The organism is Edaphobacter sp. FHG110511_03 (assembly GCF_059115365.1).
The window spans coordinates 601,387-622,095 of record NZ_JBZYWL010000003.1; the positions used below are offsets into that span (position 1 = coordinate 601,387).

Genomic DNA, 20,709 nt, shown 5'->3' on the forward strand with positions numbered 1-20,709 from the left:
ACTATGAGATCGAGACAGGAACTCATGGTTCGGCTGTCGAGAGAATCTACGCTAGGCCGTTTCGGGCAATGACTTCTTTGTAGAAGTGAGCACTCAGCTTGGGTGTGCGCTTCTGGGTTTTGAAGTCGACGTAGTGTAGGCCAAAGCGATAGGCGTAGCCGTCGGCCCACTCGTAGTTGTCCATGAAGCTCCAGCAGAAGTAGCCTTTGACGGGAACGCCTTCGGAGACTCCGCGGCGAAGCTGGCTGATGTAGTTGCGGAGATACATGACGCGGTCGCTGTCGTAGACGTGGCCGTCGGGGGTGAGGACGTCGGTGGAGGAGGCTCCGTTCTCGGTGATGTAAATCTCTTTGACTCCCCAGGTTTCGGCGATGAGCTTTGGACCCCAGTAGAGGCCCTGGGGGCCGACATGCAGCCATGAGCTCATCATGTGCGGATAGGAGGCTGGATCGCGGATTACGGCGTAGCCTGCGGGAGAGCTGTCGGCGCGGATCCAGGTGGCGGTGTAGTTGTTGAGGCCCACGAAGTCGATGGGCGAGCCGATGGCCTTCATGTCTGCTGCGGTGAACTTAGGTGCGTTGGCGCCGTGGTGCGCGAGATAGGCGTCGGTGTATTTGCCTTCCATGACGGCGGTCAGGTAGCCGGCGTTCTCTTCGCGCATGGCCTTGCGGGCTGCGGCGATGTGCTCGGCGGTCTCGATCACCGGGGAGCAGGCTTCGGCGTTTTCGGCGAGGCCGACTTTGATTCCGGCCTTGGCGTGGGCGCGGATGGCCTGGACCCCGAGGCCGTGGGCTAGGACGGCGTGGTGGCGGACCTGGTTGACCTTGGCGACGGAGAGCTTGAGGCCGGGCGCATGGCGGCCGTCGCGGTAGCCGATGTCGACGAAAGACTTCATCTCGTTGAGGGTCATGAAGTACTTGACGCGGTCGGAGAGGTGCTGGGCGACGTATCCGGCGTAGACGGCGAAGGCCTCGGAGGTGTCGCGGGACTGCCAGCCGCCTTTGTCTTCGAGGGCCTGGGGGAGGTCCCAGTGGAAGAGAGTGCAGTAGGGCTGGATGCCGTTCGCGAGAAGCTCGTCGACGAGGCGGCTATAGAAGTCGATGCCCTTGGGATTGGGGGTTCCGGTTCCGTTGGGGAAGATGCGCGGCCAGGCGACGGAGAAACGGTAGGTCTTGAGGCCGAGGGCCTTCATGAGCTGCACGTCTTCTTTGTAGCGGTGGTAGTGATCGTTGGCGACGTCACCGGTGTCGCCGTTGTTGGTCTTGCCCGGGGTGTGGGAGAAGGTATCCCAGATGGAGACGCCGCGGCCGTCTTCTTTGACCGCGCCTTCAACCTGATAGGAGGCGGTTGCCGATCCCCAGAGGAAGCCCTTAGGGAAGGGTTGCGGTGCGGGTGCGGCGGAGTGAGGGTTCGCGGGGGCTGCCGCGGCGAGGGCGGGAAGAGCGGCGGGCGCGAGGGCGGCGGAGCCGAAGAGCTTCGCGAACTGACGTCTGGAAAAACGATTTAGCACTGGACTTTCCCCTGGTTGAGGTGTCAGGGGAGTTTAGCTGCTTCTGTCTTCGGTTGCCAAATCGGACGTTAAGATTGTTATCGGCTGCGGATGAGCACTGCGGTGGCGTCATCGGCCCGGTCCGATGTCTGGCCTGCCGCATCTCCGAAACGCTGGACCTCCTCAATCAATCCTTCGATGCAGGCATCCGGTTGAAGGAAGTGCTCGAGCAAACGGGCGGAGCCGTATTCTTCGTCGGCACGGTTCATCGCTTCCGTGATCCCGTCGGTGTAGAAGAGGAGTTTTGTTCCGGGGTTGAGTTTGATGGTGTATTCGGGATAAGAAGACTCGCCTAATCCCAGTGGGAGTCCGGTGTCGATGTCGAGGAACGCGCACTCTCCGTTGATGAGCAGGGGGAGCAGATGCCCTGCGCTGGCGATGGTGATCTCGCGCGAGCGTGCATCGAGCACAGCATAGATCATGGTCACAAACTTCCCCATGGGGAAGTCTTCGCACAGGGTCTGGTTGAGACGCTGCAGCGTCTGGCTGGGAGAGGCGTCGAGCTTCGCGAGCGAGCGCAAAATGGCACGCGTTGCAGACATAAGAAGCGCTGCGGCCATACCCTTTCCGGAGACGTCGGCCAATGCGATGCCGTAGCGGTCGTTGCCGAGATCCATGAAGTCAAACCAGTCACCCGCGACGACGCGGGCTGGATGCCAGGCGGTCTCAAAGGCGAATCCGGGGACGAGGGGAACTGCTTTGAGGAAGAGTGCCTGCTGGACAGCTCGCGCTTCTTCGGCGTCGTTCTGGATGCGTTCGCGTTGCAGACGCTCGTGTTTGAATCGGCGTGCGTTTTCGATGGCAACGGCGATGTGTCCTGCCAAAGCCTTGAACACCTGCAGCTGATCTTTGGAGAAGGCATTCGTCTGTTTGTGATCGATGGAGAGGACGCCAATGACTTCGCCGTCCACCTTGAGTGGCAGGTCCGCCGAGGAGCGAGTCTCGGGCTCACAGGGGATGTAATACGGATCGAGGGTTACGTCGGGGGCGTAGCGCATGTGTCCGGTGGCAGCGACGTGGCCGACCATGCCCTCGCAACCAATTCGACGGCGGGCGCCCTTCTGGTAAAGGGTGCAGCCGCGAACGCCACGGAGAACCATCTCGTCGGTCTCGGGATCGCGCAACCAGACGGAGACTTCAACGCACCCGATGGAAGCAGCGATGTCGTTGACGACGCGGTCGAGAAGAGGATCGAGGTCAAGGGTGGAGGTGATCAGGTGCGCTGCCCGCTGCAATTTCATGAGGGCCTGAACGAAGTCGCAGGATGTGTGAAGGCGCAGCCTTGGAATACGGGGGGTGCCGATTGTTCGAGGTGAGGTCGTTGCCATCCGACGCTCCTTGGAGGGCAGACCGGCGGGTGCGAGTCTGACTCTGGCTACTGATTGAAGTTTAGATGTTTCGGAGCGCGCCGCGATGCCAATCTTTGGCCCGTGCCGGTTTCCTCTGGCCCCGGATGCCTTGCCGCTTTGGCGATTGCGAACCGAAAGGCTCAGGGAGTTCTCACTCGTGGTTCATGCTTCCTTTGCAGCAGCGGAAGTTACGGTGAGGTATCGGGTGCAGCCGCCGTGGCGGTCGGCCAGCTTCAGCTCGCGAGCACGGTTCCGAGGGTTTTGGCGTCGTCCCCGACCTTGCTGCGAATCAAGCGGTTCATAGGCTCAGAAAAGAAGGCGGATACCAGCCATCCCAGGACGCCTGCGGTTACGACGGCTGCGATGAAGAGTAAGGGTACGAGATGGAGGGGTTTGCCGAGCTTCACGAAGATCGCGAAAAGGGCCATGACGACGAAGATGTGAGTCAGGTAGATCTCGTAACTTTTGCGGCCGAGGATGAGAAGGGGAGACAGCAGACGTGGAGCTTGCCAGGAGGATTGTGTGGCCGCGACGATCACCAGGCAGGTGCCGACAGCGAGCAGCGTCATGTTCAAACCGTTTCTGCCGAGACCCCAGATATAGGCCTTGATGGAGAAGCACAGGCTGAAGGTAAGCAATGCCAGGCCGATGGCTCCGCTGAACCGGATGGATCTCTTGGAGAGACGTTTGTTCGAGAGAAGCAAGGCGGTCAGGAAGCCGAGGGCGATTGCGTCCATCCCTCCCAGATAGGAATATTCGCGCCAGACTGGATTGGGGTTGAAGGCTCTGGCTCGCGCGAACGGGCCTGCGAGGACAAAGAGCATGAGGAAGGGGATGAGGAGCTTTTTGGTTCGCAGGAGACGAACGGCCAAGGGAAAGAACAGGTAGAACATCTCCTCGACGGAGAGCGACCAGAGAATGTCCCAGCCGGCGGGAAGATAGTCACGCGTGGCTTCGAGGAAGTTGATGTGAAAGGTGAGTGCGGCAAGAAGAGCTCGACCAAGTCCACCGGTCTTTGGAGAGACGATGTATCCGGTGACGTGCGCGAGGTGCAGGCCGCTGAGAATGCAGAGCAGGAGAAGCATTAGCGGCGCGATGCGGGCGAAGCGGAGGAGGTAGAAGTCCTTTACGGAGAGGGAGCTCAGAGTTGGCCAGCGTCGAAGGCTCGTTGACGTAATCAGGAAGCCTGAGATCACGAAGAACATCTGGACTCCGAACTGACCGTTCCATACGAGAGAAGAGACGAGCTGCGCGGGCAGCCCCTTTGTGTAGGGAACCTTTGCGGAGAGCAGACGCATGTTGACGTGGTTCATCAGGACGAAGAGGATCGAGAGCCCGCGCAGAAGATCGATGCCGTCGATGCGACTCCAGCTTCGCGAGGTTACGGATGACGGGGATGAGTTCACGTTTGGATGAGGATGATACTTTCTGATTTCTCTGCGATGCGCAACTTACGGGAGTTTCTTTGCCTCTGCAATGGGGTCCCAGTGATCTTTACCGCGGAGAAAATTCTGCGGGAGAAACTGCTTTGCTGCCGCGGTGGTGAGCTGGTGTGACCATGGGGCCCGTGCCGTGATGTTGGCGCCAGGGCCGGAGTTATCGAACTCGGCATAGTAGGCTGTCTGTTCGTTGGTCACCTTGCCCCAGTTGTTCCAGCCTTGCGGGGCAAGAGTGGCGGGCAGCTCAGTGTGGAGATAGACGACGCGCGAGTAGGGGCGCCAGGGGCGGCCGAGGAAGAAGTGATGATCCGCGAGCGCGGACTCGTCGGCGGTGACGCTGCTGTTAGCGATGACGTAGCCGGTGGTCTGTTCGGCTGAGGTGCGTGATTGCGCGGTGAGGTAGCCGGGGGAGAGCTCGTGGAGCTGGCTGTGGTCAAAGACAGCCTGCGCGTTGCCGAAGATGAAGTCGACGGTGCCCTCGATGTAGGTGTCGAGGTAGTACTGGCGTCCGTAGTCGGCGAAGAGCGTGTCCTGATGGCCGAGGATACGGCAGTGCTTAATGACAGCGCGGTCAGAACGAATGGCGAGGGCTACTGCCTGACCGGTGTTGCCAGCGGTGTTCTCGAAGGTAAGGTTGTCGGCCTCAAAGCCCGGGGCGTCGATACGGACGGTCTCGGTGAAGAAGGTTCCGCCGGCCTGCTTGGCATTGAAGGAGTTAGTGATGACGACGTCTTCGGGATTCTTACCCATGCCGACGAAGGTGATGTTGGGGTGATTCTGGGTGACGATGACGCGCTCGTGATAAATGCCGGGCTCGATCTCTATATAGACGCGGCCCGGCTTTCCGTCTTTACCGGCGAAGGGGTGGTGGTCCATGGCCATCTGGATTGTGGGGAACTCCGCTGTGCCTTCGATGCCCGTCTTGACGCCATGGGCTACACGGACGTGGACGTCCTGAGCGAGAGAAGGCACGGCAAAAGAGCTTACGGAGGTGGCAAGCAAAAGTGGCAGGACCAATCGCATGGGTGCAAGGGTAACAGCTGAAGGAGGCGGCTGGAAATGAGGGGCTTAGGGGAGTTTTGGGTGTGGATTTCCGGATGCTAGAATGAGACGTGTGCCGGGTCCTACGCGACGTAATCCCGCCAACCCCGCCAGGTCCGGAAGGAAGCAACGGTAACGGGTCATTACGGGCGCAGTAGGTCGCCCGGTACATTTTTAATGCCTCACGAGAATTGTGCCGGTCGTTGCGCAATGTGGCAGTAAGTCACCGAATACAGTTTTATTTGAAGCATTTTCAAGTGACTGCTTGAATCGATCTGCCCTCTTTCCTAACTTCAAAACATTTGAACCCAGGGATCGGTTACCCATGCGTCCTGCGGGTAGAGGCATGCGTCATGAGTGACATGCCATGTTTTCTCGGAGAGAATGGTTCACGGAAGTCATTGCGATTAAGCATTACCCAGGATTGAGGTGAAGGTTTGAGTCTGACGTTGAAGCCCCGGACACAGATGCGGGCAAAGATTACTTCAGTAGGAGCTTATGTTCCACCGCGAGTGCTTACGAATGGGGACCTGGAAAAGATGGTCGAGACCAACGACCAGTGGATTGTGGAACGGACGGGAATTCGCGAGCGGCACCTGGTGGCACCAGGGGTAGCGACAAGCGATCTGGCCTTTGAGGCTGCAAAGTGCTGCCTGGCGAAGCGAGGCGTCGATGCAAGCGAGGTCGAGGTCATCATCGTCGCTACGGTGACGCCGGACATGCTGTTTCCTGCAACGGCCTGCCTGGTGCAGGAGAAGCTGGGAGCGAAGGGCGCGTGGGGGTTTGATCTGTCGGCGGCTTGCTCAGGGTTTCCTTATGCCCTGCAGGTAGGGGCCAAGCTGATCGAGAGCGGGATGCATCGGAAGATCCTGGTGATCGGTGCCGATGTGATGAGCTCCATCATCGACTATACGGACCGGGCAACCTGCGTGATCTTCGGCGATGGTGCGGGAGCGGTGCTGCTGGAGCCGTGCGAGGAGGGCGAGGTCGGCCTGATCGACTACTGGCACGAGATCGACGGAGCGGGCGCTGTGGCGCTGAATATGCCGGGAGGCGGAAGCCTGCATCCCTCCACGGCAGAGACGGTGGCGAAGAAGATGCACTACGTCCATCAGGATGGACAGGCAGTCTACAAATTTGCTGTCCGCAAGATGGCCGAGGCTGCCGAGACCGTGCTGAGTCGGAATGGACTTGAGGGAAGCGAGCTTTCCTGCTTTATCCCACATCAGGCTAACAAGCGGATCATTCTTTCAACCGCAGACCGTCTGGGACTGCCGGTGGAGCGAGTGGTGATCAACATCGACCGCTTCGGCAATACGACGGCAGGAACGATTCCACTGGCGATGCAGACGGCGCTGGACGAGGGACGCCTGAAGAAGGGCGATCTGGTGCTGCTTGCCAGTGTAGGCGCCGGATTCACAGTCGGGGCTACGCTTCTGCGCTGGGAGTTCTGAGGAAAGACAGGCGGACTGCACTGGATCGAGAGTCCTCCCTGAGACACCGTTTCAGGACGTCATGAAATCGATGCGGGACGGAGATCCTCGGACTCCGTGTGTCGTGAGGAAACTTGCGCCCGGGCACGAGCTAATTCCCTGAGAGCTCGCTCTTTTTTTCTTTTTTAGACAAGCAGATCCTTTGCGGAACTGTGACGGATGAAGTTGCGTAATTACTATCTGAAAGATATATATCTATTAGATATGTCAAAGAAGAAAACGAAAATTCGAACAGGGAGTTCTACGACAGATGCGGTGCTGGGTGTGCTGAGCATGGCTCCGATGTCCGGCTATACGATCCGCTCCGTCGTCTCGCAGTCGATCGGACACTTCTGGAGCGAGAGCTTTGGCCAGATCTATCCCGCGCTCAGGCAGCTGACTTCAGAAGGATTCGTGGAAAAGAAGACCGAGCGGCAAAAGGGGCGTCCGGACCGGAATGTGTACTCGCTGACCGGAAAAGGAAGAGAACGGCTGCAGGAGTGGCTGATGACGCCATCGGCAGAGGCGGTTCCGAGAAACGAGCTTCTGCTGAAGCTGTTTTTCGGAGGGCAGGCTCCCGTGGGTGCCAGTCGAGAGGATGTAACGGCCTTCGTTCAGAGGCAGGAAGCTGCTCTTAATGTCTATGCCGGGATTGCAAAAGATTTGAAGAAGAACAGGGCCAACGATCCACAGCTCCCTTTCTGGTTGATGACGCTGAGCTATGGCAGCCACTACAGCGAAGCAATGGTGCAGTGGGGAAGAGAGACGCTCAGGCAGTTGAGTGCGATCGAAAAAGCAGGGATGAAGAAACAATAGAGGAGGAGAGATGAACGGACATATTCACGATCCCCTGTGGGTGAAGGTGTTTCTGGCGATCCATATCGCGGCAGGGACGATGTCGTTTCTGCTGGCGCCGGTCGCATTAGCGACGGCCAAGGGCGGAAAGCAGCATAAACGCTGGGGAAAAGTATATCTGTGGTCGATGGGGGCTGTTGCTGCGACGGCAGTGCCGATGGCGTTCTTCTTTCCGGTGAGATTCCTGGCCCTGGTGGCGGTCTTCAGCTTTTATATGGCGTTTGCGGGATATCGCGTGCTGAGGTTGAAAGACCTGTCCCGTGAAGGAGACGCGAAGCCGATTGACTGGACTGCCGGAGTCGTTACTTTTGCGGCGAGCGCTCTGCTGGTCTGGCTTAGTGCGTTCAGGCCAGCGTCGGTTGAAGTAATTCCTACCGTTGGGGTCATCTTTGGGTTGATCGGGATTAGCGCGGCGATGCGGCAGATGATCTCGTTTGTCTACAAACCGAAAGAAAAGATGTTCTGGTGGTACGGGCACCTGGGGAACTTCATCGGCAGCTATATTGCGGCGTGGTCGGCCTTCAGCGTAGTGACACTCGGCCAGATACTGGGGAATACGTGGTACCTGTGGCTGTGGCCCTCGATCCTTGGAGTCCCGGCTGTGGCTGCGACGACGGTCTACTACAAACGGAAGTTCGCGCCGAAGCTCCGGAGCACGAGCGCGGCCTAGCTTCCAGCTGCTGTTACATCCGGGGCAAGATCGTGTGAGCTTCCGACGGTCTTCGAAGCCTTGTAGAGCTGCCAGAAGGCAATGGCGCAGCTTACGAGGATGACGCTCCAGGTGACGATAAGAAGTGTGGTCGCATACTTCTCTGAGAGTTGATTCCAAAGGCGAAGGATGTGCCTGCCGTAATAGAGGCCGAGCCCGACTGCGATGAAGTGGCGGGCCGTACGGCTGAGGATGAAGGCCCAGAGGAATTTGCGCTTCGACATCTTCAGGGCCCCAGCTGCAAGGACAAAGGGAGACAGGGGCATAGGCGGGGGAAGGAGTGCGGGGATTGCGACAGCCAGGATGGCGTGATGCTCCATCCACTCCCGGACGAGTTTAAAGATTCGTGGGGGGACGCGTTTTTCAAGGAACGCCATTCCACCGGACTGTCCGACACGATAGCTCAGATAGCCGCCGATCGCGGAGCCGACGGAGGCCACAAGGACGAGCACGAACCAGTTCGCGTGCCGGGCGGCCATAAGGACAAGCATGATGTCGGTGATACCGGGGATCGGCAGGGGTACGAACGACGAATCGATGATGGAGACCAGGAAAAGGCCGAATGGGCCGAAGGTGAAGAGGAAGTGCAGGAGAGGAGAGCGGTGCGTGTGAGGAGCCACGACCTTGAGCGCGGCGCGGGCCGCGTAGTCAGCCACGATCGAAGTGGCAGCCGTGGTAGTCATACAGGATATGACGCTCAGGGATGGTGCAGAGTCGCGGTGAGTTACGGAAAAACTATACTCCAGCGCGATTTAGAGGAAGCGGAGGCTGGGAAGAGGGGGCAGTATACCGGACTCAGAGGCGTAGCTGCGGAAGAGCTCGATGGTGCGAATGCAATCCGGGGTCAGGGTGTAGTGGATGTTAACCGAAAGGTAATGATGGATGGTCTCGGACGGGATCGCGATTCGCGGAGTCCACTCGCGGACGAGGTCGTCGATGTGGGCGAGGCCGTGGTCGCGGGAGCCGGTGAGGTCGTCGGTGAGCTGAGGGGACGTGAGGTGGCTTGCGGCGAGCGCCTCGGGCCGGACAGCCCAGACTGCCGCAACCCACGGAAGTCCGGTGCGGGTGAGCCATTCGTGGGCGAGGTCGATCCACTGACAGGGGCCGACGACGGCTTCGATCTGCTGGCGGGATTCGAGGGCGAGCAGAGCGGGATCGCCGATGAGGAGGGCTGCATCCGCGTTCTGGAGCATCGCAATGGGATCCGCGGATGCGGTCAGGAATTGCGGCTCGGTGTGGAGGAAGTTGCGGAAGAGAATCTCGGCGTAGGCGCGCGAGCTGCGGGAGGCATTGTCGGCGGCAACGGTGCGGACGTCTTCGAGAGGACGATTTCCTTTGACGATGAGCTGGATGGAGCGGACGCGATCGAGGGAGGCGATGGTGCACCCGGGAACGACGGCGAGCTCTGGGGTCAGCGAGGCGATGGGGATGAGGCCGAGGTCGGCGCGGCCCGCAAGGAGCTCGTCGGCGCAGAGGGAAGGAAGGGTGTAGTGGAGCTGATAGCGTTCGGCGAGCGAGGCGGCGAGCGGAGGGTGCTCGAAGTCCCACATGAGAGGAGCCGGATTGAGGAAGTTGATGGCGGCTACGCGAACGGGATGGAATGAAGTGCCCAAAGATCTAGTGTAGAAGATGCGCGAGGAGACAGAGGATGCGGCGTGCGATCATCGGCTTCCATAAGGATGAGGAGAACCACTGGGTCGCCGAGCTGGAGTGCGGGCATGGGCAGCATGTCCGGCACGATCCTCCGTGGACGGTTCGCGAGTGGGTGACGACCGAATCGGGGCGGGCGTCGCGGATCGGTATCGAGCTTGAATGCCGCCGATGTGACGAAGAGCCGTGAAGTTTCTGTTAGGACTGAGCCGAATGGGGTTGTAGGATTCTTGGCGTGTGCGAGGAGCTGACGCAATGGATGGACTGATCCGGGTTGGCCGGCTGCTGTATGCCGTGGCGATCTTTTTCTTTGGGATGCAGTGCCTGGCGTCAGCGAGCGGAAACAGGTTTCTGGTTCCGTCGGCTGGCCCCCCGTGGACGCAAGGCGAGCGTGGCCTTGCTGTGTTGGTGGGCATCGGGATGATGGCAATTGCAGTGTGCCTGGTTCGGCAATGGTACGGACGGCTGGCGGCGAACCTGCTTGGATTTGGGGCGCTCGTGCGCGGGCTGGTGATCTATCTGCCATGGCTGCTCAAGGTACCGAGATATCCACGGCCGTGGGTGAGCCTTTTTGAGTTGGTGGCGATGGGAGGAGCCGCTCTGGTGATCGGGGGTACGCTGCCGGGGGTGGTTCGCGAAGGGAGAGAATCGGAGCTACGGCTGGTGGGGCTGGGACGCTGGATGTTCACGGTCGCGCTGGCGGTCTTTGGAGGGCTGCACCTGATCTATACGCCGAATGTGGCGGTGCTGATCCCGGCGTGGATTCCCTGGCACATGTTGTTGGCGAAATGGATAGGATTTGCCTTCCTGCTCGCGGCGGTGAGCCTGATGACGAAGGTGCAGGCCGGATGGGCAGGAGCCATGCTGGGACTGATGTTTCTGCTGTGGGTGCTGCTGCTGCACGTACCGAGGGTTGCGAGGGCTCGGCATGATGGGAGCGAGTGGACGAGCGCGTTTGTCGCTCTGGCGATGAGTGGAGCTTCGTTTGTGCTGAGCGGGGTGTTGGCAAGGAAATGGAGTCGAGCGTGAGGGAAAGAGGAGTGATGGATCGTCGAAGATTTCTTTCTACAACGGGCGCAACGGCGCTTGTGCTAGGTTCGGGAGCTAAGGGGTCGCCAGCGGCTGCTGCGCCAAAGCCAGCGAAGATGCCGAAGGCGATGATGAAGCTCGGTTGCCAGAGCGCGCCGACGACCGATGCTCATTTGAAGTACCTGGCACGGTATGGGGTAAAGCATATCTGCGGGTATCCGCAGACTTCGGAGGGTCGGATCGCCTCCACGGTGGACGAGCTGAGTCGGATGAAGGAGCTGGCGGAGAAGAACGGAATCGAGATCGTCTGTGTCGGGCCGCCGATCCTGGAGTCGAGCTATATCGACCGGGAGAAGCACCCGGCGATCATGCTGGCGAAGAGCCCGGAGCGCGACCGCGATATCGAGCAGTTACAGATCTTGATCCGCAACTGCGCCCAGGTGGGGCTGCCTTCGATCAAGTACAACATGAGCATTCTTGGCGTGCTGCGGTCGGGCAGAGTACCGGGACGCGGCGACGCGAGCTACAGCCAATGGAAGCTTGCGGAGGCGAAGCCGAAGACTCCGCTGACGATTGCGGGACACGTGGATGCGGATGCTTTCTGGGAGAGGATCACGTATTTTCTCGACCGAATGATTCCGGTGGCGAACGAGAACAAGATCCGCATGGCATGCCATCCACAGGACCCTGGGGTTCCGCCAGAGGGCTACCAGGGTGTGGATCGGGTGCTGGGGACCGTGGATGGTTTGAAGAAGTTTATTTCGATCCGGGAGAGTGAGTATCACGGCCTGAACTTCTGCCAGGGGACGGTGTCGGAGATGCTCGCCGATCCGGGAACCGAGATCTTCGACGTGATTCGTTACTTCGGCACGCGGAAGAAGATCTTCAACGTTCACTTCAGGAATATCCGCGGCCATCGGAATGACTTTGTCGAGGTGTATCCGGACGAGGGCGATGTGGATCTGTGGAAGGCGATCCAGGTCTACAGGGAGGTCGGCTACCCCTATATGCTGATGCCGGATCATGTTCCTGTAGCCGAGAGCGATCCGCAGGGGCTGCAGTCGTTCGCTTACTGTTATGGATATATTCGCGGATTGATCCAGGTTGTGCAGTCGCAGGCGTAGCGACTAGGAAGAGGAACGAATTGAAGTTGGGCCAGCAGGAAGAGAGAGCGACCGAGGGAGTACGGGCGGAGGCGCAACTGGCATGGCTGGCGCTGGTGCTGACGCCGGCCATGGGGGCGACGCGGACGTGGAGGGTGATGCGGCAGCTTGAGGAGCCGGAGCGGCTCTTCGAGGCTTCGCTGACCGAGTTGGAGGGGCTGGGAATGCCCGCGCACTCTGCGCAGTTTGTCTCTGAGGGCAAGGCAAGGGCGGCAGCGGAGGATGAGTGGACTCGCGTGACGCAGAGTGGTGGAACGATTCTGACGCCGGTTGAGAAGGCATACCCGGAGAGGCTGCGCGAGATCTACGATCCTCCGGCGGTGCTGTGGATTCGCGGCGATGCTCGGCTGCTTTCGCGCCCAGGCATTGCGGTGGTGGGAACGCGTCATCCTTCGCCCTATGGAGCTGGGATGGCCGAGATGCTGTCGCGCGACCTGGCGGCTCGAAGGCTAACTATATTAAGCGGGATGGCTCGCGGGGTGGACACGGCGGCTCACAAGGGGGCGCTGGAGGCACGCGGCAAGACGGTTGCGGTGTGGGGTACTGGAATCGACGTAATTTACCCGAAGGAGAATAAGCGGCTGGCCGAGCAGATCGTCGAGAGTGGAGGGACGATTGTGAGCGAGTATCCACTGGGAACGTTTCCGGCTCCGCAGAACTTTCCGATCCGCAACCGCATTCTGAGCGGGATGAGCGTGGGAGTTCTGGTGATTGAAGCAGCGGAGCATAGCGGGACCCGGATCACGGCGCGGCTGGCAATGGAACAGAATCGCGATGTCTACGCGGTTCCCGGGAATGTGACGAACAAGAACGCCTGGGGACCGAATACGCTGATCAAGCAGGGCGCGAAGCTTACGGCGACCTGGGAGGATGTCTGGGAGGACCTGGCTTCCGAGATTCGTCTGCAACTTGAAGAAGAAATTGGGGTTACAAGCAGTAGTGAATCGAAAGACGGTGGATCCGCATCTTTATTTACCGAAACGCGGCTTTCCGATCATGAGCGAATGGTTCTCGAGCGTCTGAGACAGGATGAGACGACGCAGCTGGATGAGCTGATCGAGAACCTGGATGGCGAGCTTGGATCGGCAGAGATCTTTACCGCGCTGTTTGAGCTGGAACTGGCAGGGCGCGTAAGGCAGCTTCCGGGAAAGAACTATATCCGGACGATGTGAGCTGGTCCGGGAAGGGCAGGCGAGCAGTGGAAAAAATCTTTCTTACCCCCTGCTAACTAACTGTGGTGCATTGGTTTGTCGTATCGGAGCACGAAATGCTGTGCGTCCGTTGAGCCGGTTCGAGGTAGTAACGTTTTGGCACTGTCTTCGTCTGTTGGGAATTGCGGGAGGATGACGTATCCGGCGAACCGTGTTAGGTTCGCAAGGGAATCCTCGCAAGATAAGACAGAGAAGAAGTGAAGAAAAGATGGAACCTCCGGCTACGGCGGGACGTTCTGGTGAATGAAGGGAACGAATGGCTAAGTCACTCGTGATCGTAGAGTCGCCGGCGAAGGCGAAGACGATCGGGAAATATCTCGGCAGCGACTACGTGGTGGAGGCCTCGATTGGCCACATCATGGACCTGCCCAAAAACGATATTGGTGTGGAGCTGAAGAAGAGGACCTTCGAGCCGACGCTGATCATCTCTCCTGGCAAGGAGAAGGTCGTCGACCGCCTGAAGAAGCTGGCGGCGAAGGCCGATGCAGTGTACCTGGCGCCTGACCCGGATCGCGAAGGCGAGGCGATTGCGGCGCATCTTTCGATGCAGCTGACGCCGGTGGTGAAGAACAAGAAGATGGTCCGCCGGGTGACGTTTAATGAGATCACCCAGAAGGCGGTAAGAGCCGCATTTGAACATGCGCGGGATGTGGACGAGAACCTGGTGGACGCGCAGCAGACTCGCCGTGTACTGGACCGGCTGGTGGGCTATCAGATTTCACCGCTGCTGTGGGACAAGGTTCGGCGCGGACTGAGTGCGGGGCGAGTGCAGACAGTGGCGCTCCGTCTGATCGTCGAGCGGGAGCAGGAGATCAACGAGTTCAAGGCGGTGGAGTACTGGACGATCGACGCCGATCTTCTGCCGGGAGCAGGCAAGCAGGGATTCACGGCGCGATTCGTGGGAGTGAACGGCGTGCCTTCCCGTGTGGCCAACGGAGTGGACGCGGACGGCAAGGAGCAGTTTCTCGCCAACGCCCTTCCGGATCAGGATGCCGTGGACGAGGTTGTCGGTGAGCTCAAGACCGCGAAGTGGAATGTACAGTCGGTCGAGAAGAAAGAACGCCGAAACAACCCCAAGGCACCGTACACGACGAGCAAGCTGCAGCAGGATGCCGCTGGGCGGCTGGGTTTCAATGTGCGCCGCACCATGGGCGTGGCACAGCGTCTGTATGAGGGCGTTGAGATTGGATCCGAGGGTACGGTCGGTCTTATTACCTACATGCGTACCGATTCAACGCGTGTAAGTCCGGATGCCATCACCGAGGCGCGAGAGTTTATCGGTAAGCTGGGGAATCAGTATCTTCCAGCCAAACCGAATGAGTATGTCGGTAAGAAACAGGTGCAGGCCCAGGACGCGCACGAGGCGATTCGTCCGACTTCGGTGAAATTTACCCCGGACTCGATTCGGCGATACCTCTCCGATGAGCAGTACCGACTGTACAAGCTGATCTGGCAGCGCTTTGTCGCCAGCCAGATGACGCCTGCGATCTTTGATCAGACGACGGTGGAGATCGAGGCGAAGGCGAAGCTGACCTATGACTTCAGGGTCACCGGCAGCGTGCTGAAGTTCGACGGGCACCTGAAGTTTGAGGAGGAAGAGAAGCGGGTTCGTCAGTCGGCGAAGGAGAAGGCCGCGAAGGTAGAGCGACTGGCGCAGCAGAATGATGTGGAGGCTGATGGCGAGGAGGATGCTGACCGCAGGCTCCCGGAGTTGACGGCAGGTGAGGCTCTGAAGCTCGAGAAGCTCGATCCGCAGCAGAAGTTCACGCAGCCGCCGCCGCGCTATAACGAGGCCAGCCTGGTGAAGACGCTGGAGGAGAAGGGCATTGGCCGTCCTTCGACGTATGCGTCCATCATTAATACAATTCAGGATCGCGACTATGTGAAAAAGATCACGGGGCGGTTTGTGCCGACCGAGATCGGGATCGTCGTCACCAAGCTGCTGGTGAAGAACTTCCCGTACATCTTCGATACGCAGTACACGGCGACGCTTGAGGGCGAGCTGGATGCCGTGGAAGATGGCCAGGAGCGCTGGACAGATCTGCTCAACGGCTTTTACGACCACTTTGAAAAAGAACTCAAGGTCGCCGAGAAGAGCATGGAAGACATCAAACGGATGGAGGAGCCGACCACCGAGGTCTGCGACAAGTGCGGCTCTCCGCTGATTTTGAAGTGGGGCAAGTTCGGCAGCTTCTTCTCCTGCTCGAACTTCACCAAGTCGAAGCCGATGAATGTTGCAGCGGGTCCATGGAAGAAGGATCCCAAGGCGGTAGCAAAGAAGATCACGTCCGCTTTCACCTTCCCGATGACGGTGAAGGCGGTGACGGAAGATGTCACTGACTTCAGTCGTGAGGCTGCGGATACGAAGGAGCTTGCCGCCGCGATCAACGAAGCTCAGTGTAAGGGCAAGAAGGTAGTGGTGGAGACCTTCAGCTGCGATTTCACCAAAGAGAACTATGCAGCGAAGCCGGATCTAAGCGCCCCGGGAGCCGATGAAGTTGCAGAGGAGGAGTTCTGCGACAACTGCGGCCGCGTGATGGTGCTGCGCAACGGACCCTGGGGGCCGTTTATGGCGTGTCCTGGGTACAACGAGGATCCGCCGTGCAAGACGATCCGCAAGCTGAGCCAGAAAGTGCAGCAGAAGCCCCCGGTGCAACTGGAGGAGAGCTGCCCGAAGTGCGGTAAGCCATTGCTGTTGCGGCATGGACAGTACGGCGAGTTCGTCAGCTGCAGCGGATATCCGAAGTGCAAATACATCAAGCAGGAGCTGCTGGATGTGAAGTGCCCGAAGGACGGTGGAGATATCGCCGCCAGGAAGACCAAGCGCGGAGATGTCTTCTACGGCTGCGTGAACTATCCGAAGTGCGACTTCGCCTCGAACCAGAAGCTGATCAATGAGACGTGTCCGAAGTGCGAGAGCGCCTATCTGTTGGAGGTGTCCAACGACAAGGGAACCTTCTGGGTATGTCCGAACAACCACGAGGCCCTGCCGAAACGCCGGAAGAAGAAGGGCGCGGAAGAAGAGGCTCCCACAGCGCCACCATGCAGCTACGAGAAGAAGGTTGGCGAACCGGTATTGAATCCGGAAGGCGCAGCGGCCTGATACGATTCGAAGATAGTCTGGAGAGTAGATGGCAACTGCGGCTGATGCGGAGCTGGTACTGAAGCTTTACGAGATGCGACGCGAGGAGACACTGAGAAAGTCGCGTCGCTTTATGGTCTTCGATTTTCAGCCAAAGACGCTGGAAGAGCTAAGAGCGGTCTCACGCGATGTGGGCTCGCAACATAACGCCGCGTGGAGGCAGGCAATCGGGTATTGGGAGATGGCTGCCTCGCTGGTGCTGCGCGGGGCACTCGATGCGGATCTTTTCCTGGATTCGAACGGCGAAGGCATCCTGATCTACGCAAAATTCCACCATTTTCATGTGGAGAGTGAAAAGCAGTCAGGCAATCCTTTCATGCGGCAAACAACCGCCGTGATCGAAAAGTATCCGGCCGCGGCGAAGCTTCATGAGGGCTTTCTACGATCTTTAGGGCTGACAAAGGCATAGACTGCCGGTATACCGCTTTTCCTTTTTTGCATCGTTTCTGTTACAACTACTAAAGTAGTCTATGGCGACTGATGTATGTGCGCCGCCTGAAGTTGCCTGGGCGGCTTTGCTGTAAATTATTGAAAAGACGGGTTGCAGACTATGGCGAAGGCAGTTTGGAATGGTCAGGTGCTGGCTGAGAGCGAGACCTACGAGACGGTGGAAGGCAACATTTACTTTCCCGATGAGTCGGTAAAACGAGAGTTTCTCAGGCCGAGCTCAACGACGTCGAGCTGCCCCTGGAAGGGTCAGGCGCGCTATTACACGATTCTTGTGGACGGCCAGGAGAATCAGGACGCTGCGTGGTATTACCCCGATCCCAAGCCTGCGGCTCGTAACGTGAAGCATCATATAGCTTTCTGGCGCGGCGTCGAAGTAACGAAGTAGCCTCCCTCTTATTTCCGCGGGACTGCGTCCAGCGAGCGAGCCGATCGTTTGAGATCGACGATTGTCGTCGTGACTTTTTCTGCATGAGATCTGACAAAACCCCGCTGAAGATTATTGTTAAGGTCTATGAGCCAGACTTTGACAGAGAATGACGACGACAGTGTTCGTCTGAATGAAGCGAAAAAGACGCTTGATCCTGGAACGGATGCGGAGTGGTCCAGCCTGCGCACTCTTGGGCACCGGATGGTGGACGAGATCTTCAACTACCTCCAGGGCAGGCGGGAACAGCCAGCGTGGCAACCGATTCCTTCAGACCTGCGGCAGGCGATCGAGAAGGAACCGATTCCCCGCCAGGGTGAAGGCGCTTCAACTGTCTACGAGAGCTTTGTGAAAAACGTACTGCCGTACGGAATCGGCAATACGCATCCTCGCTTCTGGGGATGGGTGATGGGGAGCGGAACTCCGGAGGGAGTGCTGGCGGAGATGCTGGCTGCCGGGATGAATCCGAATGTGGGTGGATTCGATGACTCCGCGACGATGGTGGAGGAGCAGGTGATCCGGTGGATGGCAGAGCTGATGGGAATGCCTGCCGGAACAAGCGGACTGTTGATGAGCGGCGGCACCATGGCGAACCTGATCGGGCTGGCGGTGGGACGTTATGTAAAGGCGGGCTTCGATGTGCGGGCCGAAGGGGTTCGTGGCGGGCCAGAGCTGCGGGTGTACTGCTCCAGCGAGGCGCATAGCTGGCTGAAGAAGGCGATGGAGCTGATGGGAATGGGGCGCGTGGCTCTACATGCCGTTGGCGTAGATGCCGGATACTCCATGAAAGTGGATGAGTTGCGAGAGGCGATTGTTTCGGACCGAGCTGCCGGTCTCAGGCCGGTTTGCGTTGTGGCAACGGCCGGTACCGTGAATACGGGGGCCACGGATGATCTTTCTGCCATTGCGGATCTGTGCGTGCAGGAAGACCTATGGTTCCACGTGGATGGGGCATTTGGCGCGCCAGCGTACTGGTCAGAGAGATTACGCCCGATGGTGCAGGGAATCGAGCGAGCGGATTCGCTGGCGTTCGACCTGCATAAATGGGGCTACATGCCCTATGACATTGGCTGCGTGCTGGTGCGCGATGCACAGGCGCACCAGGCTGCCTTTGCCACCGGGGCCAGCTATCTGTCCGGGATGGAGAGAGGACCGGCTGCTGGCGGGCTTCGGTTTGCAGACCGCGGCGTTGAACTGTCGCGAGGATTCCGGGCGTTGAAAGCATGGATGAGCCTAAAGTCGCAGGGAGTGGAAGCGATCACCGCTGCGATCGAGCAGAATGTCGATCAGGCACGATACCTGGCGTCTCTGGTGGGGGCATCTCCCGAGCTGGAGCTGGCGGCGGAGGCTCCTTTGAATATCGTCTGTTTTCGTTATGCGGGTGCCAGCGACGCTGAGAACAAGGAGATCCTGATGCGGCTGCAGGAGAGCGGGATTGCGGTGCCTTCCGGAACCATGCTGGAGGGCCGGTTCGCGATTCGTGTAGCGATCTCGAATCACCGTTCGCGACGAAGTGATTTCGATCTGTTGGTAGAGGCAGTGACGCGAATTGGGCGGGATGGAGTTGGGAAGACAGGCAGCGCCGCGCAAAGCTAGTTGCGCGGACGCCGCCTTCTGCGATCAGTAAGCCTGAGCCTGCTCCAGGGGGAGGCGGACTTGGAAGCAGGTCGTTCCAGGTTTCGATTCGACTTGAATGTAGCCCGTGTGACGCTCGAGGATACGTTGCGCCGTATCGAGCCCGAGGCCGAGCCCGCGACCAGGGGCCTTGGTGGTGTAGAAGGGTTCGAAGATGCGGCTCTTGAGCTCCGGCTCGATACCGGGACCTGTATCCCACACCTCGATGAAAGCCATCCTTCCCTGCTGCCGGGTACAGACCTTCAGCGTTCCGCGATCGTTCATCGCGTCGAGTGCATTTTCAATCAGCGCGGTCCATACCTGGTTGAGCTCTCGCCCGTAACCGGCGACGGGAGGAAGAGTCGGATCGAAATCCGTTACGACCGAGACATGCTGCAGGCGCGATTTGAACATGGCCAGGGTGTTCTCCAGCGATTGCGCCAGATCGATGTCCTGGATCGGCGCCTGATCCATGTAGGAGTAGTCCTTGATCGCCCGGATGAGATCGAAGATACGCACGGTTGAGTTCACTACCGTCTCGGCCATACGCTCCACGCGTAGCGAGCTGGCGAAGGTAGCGACGGCGACCGGAAGCGCCTCGGAGGTGACAAGGCCGGCCAGTTCGTCGAGTTGAGTCGAGGCGATGCCAGTCTCAGCCAGCGAAGGTGCAATAGCCCATGGATTGGGAATGTTGTGCGTCTCGAGCCAGGTGAGCAGATCGACCTCACGATCGCTGATGGCGAGAGCATCAGACGAGCCTCCATTGGAGGCTTCCTGTTCCGCGAGGATGGAGCGCGTGCGTGCCACCCAGGAACGATACTGCGAGGTGAGCGTATCGGAGAGGCAGAGGTTGCCAAGCCGATATTTCTGATCTCCGTATTGGCGCAGTTCGGAGAAGAGGCTGGACGCCGAACGCTGCGCGGCGGAGGCCGGGTTGTTGAGCTCGTGCGCGAGATTGGCTGCAAGCTTGCCGAGAGCAGCGAGCTTTTCTGCCTGTTGTTCCATGCGCGTGACTTCGCGAACGCGATCCATCATCGTAGACACACAGCGTTGAGCCATGGAGGGAATCGCTGCAAGCATCTCGGGGAAGAGAGATTCGTGAATCTCGAGCGCCCATCCTGAACCGACCAGATAGGCCTCGCCTCCATAGACCTTCATGCGAGAGAAGGGAAGTTTTGCGGTCATCTGACCGGCGCGCCCAATCCACAACGCCATGGGGCCGGCGTTATGACGGCGTACATGGACCTCGCCCTTGAGGATGAAGATCATCCGATCGCAAGGACTGCCTTCGGTGAAGACCATTGCGCCATCTTCCCCAACTCGCTCCGTGCCATGAGTCGCGAACCAGCGATACTCTTCTTCGGTAAGACCGTCGAGTGCGGAGATGGTGCGTAATGCTGCAATGATCTCTGCCTGCGGCGTCGGGTGCGGAGGGGGAGCGGTGAAAACCTGGAGCCCGAGCTGCTGGGGAAGTATGGCTTCGTAACTGCTGGGGGCGGCCATGAGCGAATCTCCTTCTGCCGTCGTGGGCAGGAAAAACAGGAACCGGCGACTCTTGTTCCATTGTGACAGGTTTGTAAAGGGGAATGGAGCAGAGCTCGTGAGGAATTCG

General features: G+C 59.1%; 18 protein-coding genes and 1 other RNA gene. 12 read left to right on the forward strand and 7 right to left on the reverse strand.

Annotated elements, in window-relative coordinates; genetic code table 11:
* Positions 1-46: 46 nt before the first annotated feature.
* The 4 genes from AC5S26_RS15930 to AC5S26_RS15945 all read right to left on the reverse strand — a co-directional run bounded on the left by AC5S26_RS15930 (position 47) and on the right by AC5S26_RS15945 (position 5,360).
* Positions 47-1,510 carry a GH1 family beta-glucosidase gene (locus tag AC5S26_RS15930; protein WP_494185890.1) on the reverse strand — a complete coding sequence of 488 codons (1,464 nt, stop codon included), beginning with the start codon at positions 1,508-1,510 and terminating at the stop codon, positions 47-49.
* Positions 1,511-1,587: 77 nt separating this feature from the next.
* Positions 1,588-2,877, reverse strand: coding sequence for a PP2C family protein-serine/threonine phosphatase (locus AC5S26_RS15935; protein WP_494185891.1), 1,290 nt, complete (start codon positions 2,875-2,877; stop codon positions 1,588-1,590).
* 254 nt (positions 2,878-3,131) lie between these two features.
* Positions 3,132-4,304, reverse strand: coding sequence for an acyltransferase family protein (locus AC5S26_RS15940; protein ID WP_494185892.1), 1,173 nt, complete (start codon positions 4,302-4,304; stop codon positions 3,132-3,134).
* 45 nt (positions 4,305-4,349) lie between these two features.
* A complete protein-coding gene (locus AC5S26_RS15945; RefSeq protein ID WP_494185893.1) occupies positions 4,350-5,360 on the reverse strand; it encodes a pectinesterase family protein in 1,011 nt (336 codons plus the stop codon).
* A 92-nt stretch (positions 5,361-5,452) separates the two neighbouring features.
* Between AC5S26_RS15945 and ffs the strand changes: the two genes are divergently transcribed.
* The 4 genes from ffs to AC5S26_RS15965 all read left to right on the forward strand — a co-directional run bounded on the left by ffs (position 5,453) and on the right by AC5S26_RS15965 (position 8,375).
* Positions 5,453-5,550: signal recognition particle sRNA small type (gene ffs, locus AC5S26_RS15950), an RNA gene on the forward strand.
* 265 nt (positions 5,551-5,815) lie between these two features.
* A complete protein-coding gene (locus tag AC5S26_RS15955) occupies positions 5,816-6,832 on the forward strand; it encodes a beta-ketoacyl-ACP synthase III (protein ID WP_494185894.1) in 1,017 nt (338 codons plus the stop codon).
* 243 nt (positions 6,833-7,075) lie between these two features.
* Positions 7,076-7,666, forward strand: coding sequence for a PadR family transcriptional regulator (locus tag AC5S26_RS15960; RefSeq protein WP_494185895.1), 591 nt, complete (start codon positions 7,076-7,078; stop codon positions 7,664-7,666).
* A 10-nt stretch (positions 7,667-7,676) separates the two neighbouring features.
* Positions 7,677-8,375, forward strand: a complete 699-nt coding sequence (locus tag AC5S26_RS15965) for a DUF2306 domain-containing protein (RefSeq protein WP_494185896.1) — start codon at positions 7,677-7,679, stop codon at positions 8,373-8,375.
* On the opposite strand, the gene AC5S26_RS15970 is transcribed toward AC5S26_RS15965, so the two are convergent.
* Positions 8,372-9,097: a YqaA family protein gene (locus tag AC5S26_RS15970; RefSeq protein ID WP_494185897.1), complete on the reverse strand. Its 726-nt coding sequence runs from the start codon at positions 9,095-9,097 to the stop codon at positions 8,372-8,374. The two genes, AC5S26_RS15965 and AC5S26_RS15970, sit on opposite strands and share 4 nt — an antisense overlap.
* 69 nt (positions 9,098-9,166) lie before the next feature.
* Entirely contained in the window at positions 9,167-10,027 is an 861-nt protein-coding gene (locus tag AC5S26_RS15975) for a menaquinone biosynthetic enzyme MqnA/MqnD family protein (protein WP_494185898.1), read from the reverse strand.
* Between the two features lie 35 nt (positions 10,028-10,062).
* Between AC5S26_RS15975 and AC5S26_RS15980 the strand changes: the two genes are divergently transcribed.
* The 8 genes from AC5S26_RS15980 (at position 10,063) to AC5S26_RS16015 (ending at position 19,079) form a co-directional block, all read left to right on the forward strand.
* Entirely contained in the window at positions 10,063-10,254 is a 192-nt protein-coding gene (locus AC5S26_RS15980) for a DUF3565 domain-containing protein (RefSeq protein ID WP_494185899.1), read from the forward strand.
* A gap of 65 nt (positions 10,255-10,319) precedes the next feature.
* The gene (locus AC5S26_RS15985; protein ID WP_494185900.1) at positions 10,320-11,093 is read left to right on the forward strand and encodes a hypothetical protein; all 774 of its coding nucleotides are present in this window, start codon (positions 10,320-10,322) and stop codon (positions 11,091-11,093) included.
* 14 nt (positions 11,094-11,107) lie between these two features.
* Complete coding sequence (locus AC5S26_RS15990; protein ID WP_494185901.1) at positions 11,108-12,217, forward strand: mannonate dehydratase; 1,110 nt, start codon at positions 11,108-11,110, stop codon at positions 12,215-12,217.
* Between the two features lie 20 nt (positions 12,218-12,237).
* The gene (dprA, locus tag AC5S26_RS15995) at positions 12,238-13,428 is read left to right on the forward strand and encodes a DNA-processing protein DprA (protein ID WP_494185902.1); all 1,191 of its coding nucleotides are present in this window, start codon (positions 12,238-12,240) and stop codon (positions 13,426-13,428) included.
* Positions 13,429-13,723: 295 nt separating this feature from the next.
* Positions 13,724-16,570, forward strand: a complete 2,847-nt coding sequence (gene topA, locus AC5S26_RS16000; protein ID WP_494185903.1) for a type I DNA topoisomerase — start codon at positions 13,724-13,726, stop codon at positions 16,568-16,570.
* A 28-nt stretch (positions 16,571-16,598) separates the two neighbouring features.
* Positions 16,599-17,018 (forward strand): DUF4760 domain-containing protein, encoded by a 420-nt coding sequence (locus AC5S26_RS16005; protein WP_494185904.1) that lies wholly within the window; start codon positions 16,599-16,601, stop codon positions 17,016-17,018.
* 141 nt (positions 17,019-17,159) lie between these two features.
* Positions 17,160-17,444 (forward strand): DUF427 domain-containing protein, encoded by a 285-nt coding sequence (locus AC5S26_RS16010; protein WP_494185905.1) that lies wholly within the window; start codon positions 17,160-17,162, stop codon positions 17,442-17,444.
* A 126-nt stretch (positions 17,445-17,570) separates the two neighbouring features.
* Entirely contained in the window at positions 17,571-19,079 is a 1,509-nt protein-coding gene (locus AC5S26_RS16015; protein WP_494185906.1) for a pyridoxal phosphate-dependent decarboxylase family protein, read from the forward strand.
* Between the two features lie 24 nt (positions 19,080-19,103).
* On the opposite strand, the gene AC5S26_RS16020 is transcribed toward AC5S26_RS16015, so the two are convergent.
* A complete protein-coding gene (locus tag AC5S26_RS16020; RefSeq protein ID WP_494185907.1) occupies positions 19,104-20,600 on the reverse strand; it encodes a sensor histidine kinase in 1,497 nt (498 codons plus the stop codon).
* Positions 20,601-20,709: the final 109 nt, after the last annotated feature.